Raw genomic sequence first — 277 nt, 5'->3', positions numbered from 1 at the left:
CACTGCCATCTTCCTTGACTACATGAACCTTAAACTTTGGGGCTTTCCATTCGCCATTCTCATACTGAGCTCCACCTCCTAAAGACCGCGCCAAACCATTACCCAATAAATAAAGCTGAGAACCATTGATCGCATCATGTGAACTCTCACTAATCTGACCATTCCCAACATTATGAAGACCTACAGGAGCACGATCTTTGCCTTTGCCAAAAGTAACACTCGTATAATCCGTAGTGCTATTTTCACCTTCTGTTTTATCGTAAAGAACAACAGATGA

Annotated in this window: 1 protein-coding gene; it reads right to left on the bottom strand. The window is 42.2% G+C overall.

Features of this window, described 5'->3' with window-relative positions; translation table 11 throughout:
- On the bottom strand, positions 1-277 hold a 277-nt coding region (locus J7R07_RS08105), incomplete at both ends, for a hypothetical protein (protein ID WP_208436332.1).

This window comes from Bartonella phoceensis, from assembly GCF_902825145.1.
Taxonomy (GTDB): domain Bacteria; phylum Pseudomonadota; class Alphaproteobacteria; order Rhizobiales; family Rhizobiaceae; genus Bartonella; species Bartonella phoceensis.
This window is presented reverse-complemented; position numbering and strand designations above follow the sequence as displayed.